This is a genomic window from Streptomyces tricolor (assembly GCF_002155905.1).
GTDB classification, from domain to species: domain Bacteria; phylum Actinomycetota; class Actinomycetes; order Streptomycetales; family Streptomycetaceae; genus Streptomyces; species Streptomyces tricolor.
Genome location: NZ_MUMF01000765.1, coordinates 1 through 5,780, shown reverse-complemented (window position 1 = coordinate 5,780; position 5,780 = coordinate 1). Strand labels below are relative to the sequence as shown.

Sequence of the window (5,780 nt, the reverse complement as noted above, 5' to 3'; positions counted from 1 at the left end):
AGATGTGTATAGGAGCCAGGTCTCGTGCCGGGCCGGGCCGGGCCGGCCGTGCCTGCCGGTCTGGTCCGTCGGTTTCTGCTGGCTGGTCCAGGGTGGCTAGGGGCCGTCGGTCTCTGTCGGCCGGTCCGCGAGGGGCTGTCGGCCGGCTCCCGGTCTCTCGGTCCTGCCCAAGCGTGCCTGCCGGGACGGTCCACGGGGCGTAGGGGTCGGCATCGGTGCTGCCTGGCCGGCTCGTCGGTCGTCGGCGGCCCGCCCACGGGGCCCTACAGGCTGACCCACCGGCCGCTCTCCGCCGATTCCGCCATCGCGTCGAGCACCGTGGCGCTGTGCACCGCGTCCGCGAGGGTGGTGCCGTACGGCGTGCCCTCGGCGATGGAGCGGACGAAGCGGTAGGCCTCGATCACCTTCAGGTCGTCGTAGCCCATCGCGTTGGCCGCGCCCGGCTGGAACGCGGCGAACTCGCCGGCGCCGGGCCCGACGTACACCGTGCTCACCGGCTGGTCCTGGTACGTCGTGCCGCGGCTGACCCGCAGCTCGTTCATCCGGCGGAAGTCCCAGGACACCGCGCCCCGGGTGCCGTGCACCTCGAAGCCGTAGTTGTTCTGCTCGCCGACCGAGACCCGGCAGGCCTCCAGGACCCCGCGGGCGCCGGAGGCGAAGCGCAGCAGGCAGCTGACGTAGTCCTCGTTCTCGACCGGGCCGGGCTCGCCGCCGGAGGCCAGGGCGTGGCCGGCCGTGGCGCCGCTCGGACGGGCGCGTTCCGGGACGAAGATCGCCGTGTCGGCGGTGAGCGCGGCGATGTCGCCGAGCAGGAAGCGGGCCAGGTCGGCGCCGTGCGAGGCCAGGTCGCCGAGCACCCCGCTGCCGCCGCGCTCGCGCTCGTACCGCCAGGTCAGGGCACCATCGGGGTGGGCCGCGTAGTCGCTGAAGAGGCGGATGCGGACGTGCGTGACGGTGCCGATCTCACCGGAGGCGATCAGCTCGCGGGCGGACTCGACGGCGGGCGCGTTGCGGTAGTTGAAGCCGACCGCGCCCTGGACGCCCGCCGTGGCGACCGCGTCGGCGACCGCGCGGGCGTCCCCGGCGGTCAGCCCCACCGGCTTCTCGATCCACAGGTGCTTGCCGGCCTCGGCCATCGCCACGCCGATCTCCCGGTGCAGGAAGTTCGGCGCGGTGACGCTCACGGCCCGCACGCGCGGATCGGCGGCCACCTCGCGCCAGTCACGGGTCGCCGAGGCGAACCCGAACCGCTCGGCGGCCTCCTCGGCCCGCCCCGGCACCTCCTCGGCGACCGTGATCAGCCGGGGTCGCAGGGGGAGGCGCGGATAGTGGTGCGGGAGGCGGGCGTAGGCCTGGGTGTGCACCCGGCCCATCCAGCCGAACCCGATGACGGCGACACCGAGCGCATCCACCATGACAGCCTCTCCCTGGCGCGGACGAACGGGACGGCCGGACCGCGTCGGCCTCCGCTTGGACCGGTCCATCCCCGGCCCACGCCACCTTTGTTCGGACATGGCCAGGCTGTCAACCCTTTGACAGCGCGGCACGCCGCGTGGAACGGTCCATGCCATGAGACCGCCGACGATCCGCGATGTGGCCGAACGCGCCGGTGTGTCGAAGTCGCTGGTCTCGCTCGTGCTGCGCGGCTCCGGCCCGGTGCGCCCGGAGAAGCGGGAGGCCGTCCTGCGGGCCGTGCGCGAGCTGGGCTACCGGCCGAACGCGGCGGCCCGCAGCCTCAGCGAGCAGCGCAGCCGCACGGTCGGCGTCCTCCTGGACGACCTGCGCAACCCCTGGTTCGTGGAGCTGCTCGACGGGCTCAACGCCCCGCTGCACGCGGCCGGTCTGCACATGCTTCTCGCCGACGCCCGGCTGAACCGGCGGATGGGCCACGACCTCGCCGCACCCTTCCTGGACCTGGGCGTCGACGGTCTGGTGGTGGTCGGCACGGTCCCGGACGCGGGCGCGCTGGGCGCGCTCGCGCGGCGGATGCCGGTGGTGGTGGCCGGCGCGCGCGAGACGCAGCCGCCGGGGGTGGACGTCGTCGCCGGGGACGACGAACGGGGCGCCCGGCTCGCCACGGAGCACCTGCTCGGGCTCGGCCACCGCCGGATCGCGCACCTCGCGGGCCACGGCGCGGTCGGGGAGCTGCGCCGGCGGGGCTTCGAGGCGGCGATGCGGGAGCACGGCGCCGCACCGCTCGTCGAGCCCGGCGACCTGACCGAGGAGGGCGGCTACCGCGGGACTGTACGCCTGCTCAGCCGCCCCGAGCGGCCCACGGCGCTCCTCGCCGTCAACGACATGGCCGCGGTGGGCGCGCTGTCGGCGGCCGGCGAGCTGGGCCTGCGGGTGCCGCAGGACCTGTCGGTGGCCGGGTACGACAACACCAGCGTCTCCCGGCTGCGCCACCTCTGGCTGACCACCGTCGACACCTCCCCGCACGAGGTGGGGCGGCGCGCCGCCCGCTGCCTGCTGGACCGCTTCGAGCGGCCGGAGTGCGCGCGTCCGGACGGCGAGGAGCGGGTGCAGCTGGCGGCGCCGACGCTGGAGATCCGCGGGACGACGGCCCCGCCCGGGGAGGACCTGCGCCCTACAGGCTGATGGCGTACGCCTTGCGCAGCGTCTCGTGCACGGTCCAGGTCGTACGGTCGCCCGCGCGGAGCACCGCCATGTCGCCGGGCCCCACCGTCAGCGTCGGACCGTCCGCCACCTCGATCGTCGCGGACCCGCTGATCACCACGAACAGCTCGTCCGCCTCCGTGTCGGTGACCACGCCCGGGGTGATCTGCCAGATCCCGCGGATCTGCCGGCCGTCCGCCGACTCCCACACGACCTTTCCGGTGACCTCCGGGTTCCCGGAGACGATCTGCGCCGGGTCCAGGGGCTCGGGTTCGAGGTCGGCGTCGGGGATGTGGAGCGCGAAGCTGTGCGTCATGCGGCCGACCCTAGTCGGCGCGCGAGCCGTGCCGCCGTGGACAGTGTGTGGGGCATCGGGCCTGGTCGGGGGACACTTCGTCGGGGTGCGCGAAGTGGCGGGGGCGCCGCGCCCGGGTGATCGTGAGGACATGGCTGACTCCCCGGCGGCCGGCACGGCACCGCCCCGGCACCACGACACGCGCGAGATCGTCCTCTTCGGCGGGGTGTACGGTGCCGTCCTCGCCAGCTCGATGGTCGCGGCGCTCACCCAGTACGGGCACACCTCCGCCGACGTCCGCGGCTACGACGCCGCGTGGGTGCTGGTGACCGCGTGCGCCTCCGCCCTCGCCCACGGCTACGCCCACTACATCGCCGAACGCACCCCGCACCGCCGGTGGGACGTGCTGCTCGCGCTGCGCAACGAGTGGCCGCTCGTCACGGCCGTGCTGCCCACGGTCTTCCTGCTCGCGGGCGCGCGCTGGGGGTGGTGGTCCGCGAAGGGCGTCGAGTACGCGGCGTTCGTCCTCAACATCGTGATCCTGTTCGGCCTCGGCCTCGTCACCGCCCGGTGGTCGGCGCGCAGCTGGCCGGTCGCCGTCCTGGTCGGGCTGGGGGACGCGCTGCTGGGGCTGATCGTGGTGGTGGCGAACGCGCTGATCAAGTAGCCGGGTGCGGCCGCCTGAGGTCCGTCCGGCGGCGGGAGTGCCCAGCGCGGCAGATGCTCAGCGGTGGTGGGTGCGGACCCCGTCCAGGGCGATCGCCAGTACCCGGTCGCGCTGGGCGTCGTCCTCGAACGCGGTCGCCGTGATCCCGGCGACCATCCGCAGCAGATCGCCGAAGTCCATGTCCGCCCGCGCGATCCCGGCCTGCTGGGCGCGCTCCAGCAGCGGGCCGCCGGCCGCGTACATGGAGTCGCGGCAGGACTGGAAGATGTCCGACCGGCCGTCGAGGGCCTCGCGCACCGCGCGCTTGGTGACCATGTACCCGGCGAACCGGTCCAGCCATGTCGTCAGCGCCTCCCACGGCTCGCGCCCCGTCAGCTCGACGGCCGCCCGGCACAGGGCGTTGACCTCGTCGGCGTAGACGCTCTCGAACAGGTCGCGGCGGGTCGGGAAGTTCCGGTAGAGGGTGCCGATGCCGACACCCGCGCGGCGGGCGATGTCCTCCAGGGAGGCGTCCGCGCCGTGCTCCGCGAACGCCTCGCGGGCCGCCCCGAGCAGGGCGTCGTAATTGCGGGCGGCGTCCTTACGGTGCGGCCGGCGGGCCGCCACGATCTCGCTGACGGGGAACGGCGTGGCCGTCACTGCTGCCTCCCGGGGAGGGAATCGACTGGAACCGGAGGGTCACCTCCGCTAGAGTGGAGGAGCACCTCCACTTTAACAGTGCGGGGTCGGCTCCGCCGTGGCCGGACGCGGCCCGCCCGGCCGGCCCCCGTTCCGCAGGCATCCCCCGGCGCGGCCCGTACGACCGTGCCCCTCGACTTCCCCACCCTCCGCATCCCCGATTCCGGAGAGGCTTCTCCATGCCCCGCGCGTCCACCCGCCTCACCTTCACGGTCCTCGCGACCGGTGCCGGCGTGTTCTCCATGCTCCAGTCGCTGATCGCGCCGGCCCTGCCGACCGTCCAGCACGCCCTGCACACCTCCCAGTCCACCGCGACCTGGGTGATGACGGCCTATCTGCTGTCCGCCTCGGTCTTCACCCCGATCCTCGGCCGGGTCGGCGACCTCGTCGGCAAGAAGCGGACCCTCGTCGCCGTCCTGCTGGCCGTCCTCGCGGGCTGTCTCATCGCCGCGCTGGCACCGGACATCGGCGTCCTCATCGTCGCCCGGATCGTCCAGGGCGTCGGCGGCGCCCTGTTCCCGCTCTCCTTCGGCATCATCCGGGACGAGTTCGCCCCGGGCGAGGTGAGCGGCAGTATCAGCAACCTCTCCGCGGTGATCGCCGCCGGCGGCGGGGTCGGCATGGTGGCCGCGGGCCCGATCGTGTCCGCGCTCGACTACCGCTGGCTGTTCTGGATCCCGGTGGCGGTCGTCGCCGCGACGGTCCTGATCGCCCTGCGGTACGTCCCCGAGTCGCCCAAGCGGGCGGAGGGCAAGGTCAGTTGGGGCGGTGCCGTGCTGCTCTCCGGCTGGCTGGTGGCCCTGCTGCTGCCCCTGAGCCAGGCCGGGCAGTGGGGCTGGGGCTCGGCCAGGGTGCTCGGCCTGTTCGCCGCCGCCGTCGTCCTGTTCGCGGTGTGGCTGACGGCCGAGGCCCGCTCGCGCAGCCCGCTCATCGATCTGCGGGTGCTGCGACTGCCCGCGGTGTGGACGACCAACACGGCCGCCCTGCTGTTCGGCGCCGGCATGTACGCCATCTGGTCCTTCCTGCCGGGCTTCGTCCAGACGCCGTCCGCGGCCGGCTACGGCTTCGGCGCCAGTGTCACCGCGTCCGGCCTGCTCATGCTGCCGATGCTGGTCGCGATGTTCCTCTCCGGCGTCCTGTCGGGCCGCCTGGAACCCCGCGTCGGCGCCAAGGCACTGCTCACCACGGGTGCCGCCCTCGGCGCGCTGGCCTGCGGCTTCCTCACCCTGTGGCACGACGCCCCGTGGCAGATAGCCGTCGTCGCCGGCCTGTTCGGCCTCGGCATCGGACTCGCCTTCGCCTCGATGGCCAACCTCATCGTGGGCAGCGTGCCGCCGGAGCAGACCGGCGCCGCGACCGGCATGAACGCCAACATCCGCACCATCGGCGGCTCCATCGGCGCCGCGCTCACCAGCGTCCTGGTCACCGGCCGGCTCCAGCCCTCGGGCCTGCCGTACGCCTCCGGCTACACCCACGGCTGGGCCCTGCTGGCCCTGCTCTGCCTGGCCGCGGCCGGCGCCGCCC

Annotated in this window: 6 protein-coding genes; 3 read left to right on the top strand and 3 right to left on the bottom strand. The window is 74.2% G+C overall.

The genetic code is table 11. The annotated features are described in order from the left end of the window. Window positions 1–263 precede the first annotated feature (263 nt). Window positions 264–1,415 carry a Gfo/Idh/MocA family protein gene (locus tag CCN44_RS39090; RefSeq protein ID WP_086703789.1) on the bottom strand — a complete coding sequence of 384 codons (1,152 nt, stop codon included), beginning with the start codon at window positions 1,413–1,415 and terminating at the stop codon, window positions 264–266. A 154-nt stretch (window positions 1,416–1,569) separates the two neighbouring features. Between CCN44_RS39090 and CCN44_RS39085 the strand changes: the two genes are divergently transcribed. Next, on the top strand, window positions 1,570–2,598 hold the full coding sequence (locus tag CCN44_RS39085) for a LacI family DNA-binding transcriptional regulator (protein ID WP_059246512.1): 1,029 nt from the start codon (window positions 1,570–1,572) through the stop codon (window positions 2,596–2,598). On the opposite strand, the gene CCN44_RS39080 is transcribed toward CCN44_RS39085, so the two are convergent. Next, entirely contained in the window at window positions 2,588–2,932 is a 345-nt protein-coding gene (locus CCN44_RS39080; RefSeq protein ID WP_059246513.1) for a cupin domain-containing protein, read from the bottom strand. The two genes, CCN44_RS39085 and CCN44_RS39080, sit on opposite strands and share 11 nt — an antisense overlap. A 130-nt stretch (window positions 2,933–3,062) precedes the next feature. Here CCN44_RS39080 and CCN44_RS39075 point away from each other — a divergent pair, with 130 nt between their 5' ends. After that, window positions 3,063–3,578: a hypothetical protein gene (locus tag CCN44_RS39075; RefSeq protein WP_059246514.1), complete on the top strand. Its 516-nt coding sequence runs from the start codon at window positions 3,063–3,065 to the stop codon at window positions 3,576–3,578. Window positions 3,579–3,635: 57 nt separating this feature from the next. Here CCN44_RS39075 and CCN44_RS39070 read toward each other — a convergent pair whose 3' ends face one another. Further along, window positions 3,636–4,217 carry a TetR/AcrR family transcriptional regulator gene (locus tag CCN44_RS39070; RefSeq protein WP_059246515.1) on the bottom strand — a complete coding sequence of 194 codons (582 nt, stop codon included), beginning with the start codon at window positions 4,215–4,217 and terminating at the stop codon, window positions 3,636–3,638. A 218-nt stretch (window positions 4,218–4,435) separates the two neighbouring features. Here CCN44_RS39070 and CCN44_RS39065 point away from each other — a divergent pair. Then, window positions 4,436–5,780: MFS transporter (locus tag CCN44_RS39065; RefSeq protein ID WP_086703786.1), on the top strand; the 1,345-nt coding region annotated here is incomplete at its 3' end.

Excerpts from the sequence above, each read along its gene's own strand:
- CCN44_RS39075 (WP_059246514.1), top strand. The coding sequence starts at position 3,063 with ATGGCTGACTCCCCGGCGGCCGGCACGGCACCGCCCCGGCACCACGAC.
- CCN44_RS39080 (WP_059246513.1), bottom strand. The coding sequence starts at position 2,932 with ATGACGCACAGCTTCGCGCTCCACATCCCCGACGCCGACCTCGAACCC.
- CCN44_RS39090 (WP_086703789.1), bottom strand. The coding sequence starts at position 1,415 with ATGGTGGATGCGCTCGGTGTCGCCGTCATCGGGTTCGGCTGGATGGGC.
- CCN44_RS39085 (WP_059246512.1), top strand. The coding sequence starts at position 1,570 with ATGAGACCGCCGACGATCCGCGATGTGGCCGAACGCGCCGGTGTGTCG.